Source organism: Pseudoflavonifractor capillosus (genome assembly GCF_016902575.1).
Lineage (GTDB): Bacteria > Bacillota > Clostridia > Oscillospirales > Oscillospiraceae > Enterenecus > Enterenecus capillosus_A.
The window spans coordinates 1-896 of record NZ_JACSNZ010000112.1 but is presented as its reverse complement, the minus strand read 5'-3'; the positions used below and the strand labels follow the sequence as shown (position 1 = coordinate 896).

Here is an 896-nt window from a genome sequence, read left to right as displayed (position 1 = left end):
TGTTATACACAGTCACCATGCTGTCCACCAATCCATTGGAGGGCATACGCACCCCGGACTCGTAGTCCGCCAAAGATCGTGTGGAAATGTCCAGCAGCTCCGCTGCACGTTCCTGGGTGATTCCAGCAGCCATACGAGCCTTTTTATAGATATTCCTGCCATCCGTCTGCATGGTCATGCCCCCATTTCTGTGGTATCGTTTAGACAGTCCCTCGGTTGGCTTACAAAGAGGTCACCGATGGGAACGCCGAGAACTTCGGCAAGTAAGGGAAGCTGTCGAGCCTTGGGAAGGGCCACTTCGGTTTCCCACTTTGTGACGGTAGAACAGTCTACGCCCATCCGTGCACCAAGCTCACGCTGAGTTAGTCCTACATCCTCTCGCTTCTCTCTGATCTGCATTACCTTAGCCATAGTCTCCCTCCTTCCGTTGTGTGAAGTATCTTCACACTTCGCAGTATAAGTGATGAATCTGCACTTGTCAAGATGTGTTGTGAAGTTTTTTCACATTTATTGAAATGTGAAGTTTTTTCACGTATTATTTTTTTGAGGTGATATTATGCACATCTTGAAAACACTGCGTACTAAAAAGGGGTGGACACAAAAAGATGTTGCGCAACTTTTAGGGGTAGATCGCACTACATATGCAAAATATGAGGCTGGATCATCTGAACCAAGTTTTGAAATGCTGAAAAAAATAACCGACGTATATGGCGTTCCAGCTGATATGCTACTTGGTTGGCCAAATGTCACCGGAAAGTCTGTGGGGCAAATTGTCCCAGTGCTTGGAGACGTTGCCGCCGGCATCCCCATTGAGGCCGTAACCGACATTGTGGACTATGAGGAGATCGACGACGCCATGGCCGCCAGCGGGGAACACTTTGGACTGAGGATCAAAG

3 protein-coding genes are annotated in these 896 nt (G+C 48.4%); 1 reads left to right on the top strand and 2 read right to left on the bottom strand.

Translation table 11 applies throughout. The features are described from left to right. Both H9X86_RS12100 and H9X86_RS12095 read right to left on the bottom strand, forming a co-directional pair. Nucleotides 1-133, bottom strand: a 133-nt coding sequence (locus H9X86_RS12100) for a helix-turn-helix domain-containing protein (protein WP_243416963.1), incomplete at its 3' end; no start/stop codon positions are given. A gap of 41 nt (nt 134-174) precedes the next feature. Further along, on the bottom strand, nt 175-411 hold the full coding sequence (locus H9X86_RS12095; protein WP_204901743.1) for a helix-turn-helix domain-containing protein: 237 nt from the start codon (nt 409-411) through the stop codon (nt 175-177). 145 nt (nt 412-556) lie between these two features. Here H9X86_RS12095 and H9X86_RS12090 point away from each other — a divergent pair. After that, a partial coding sequence (locus tag H9X86_RS12090) for a LexA family transcriptional regulator (protein ID WP_204901742.1) occupies nt 557-896 on the top strand: 340 nt, incomplete at its 3' end.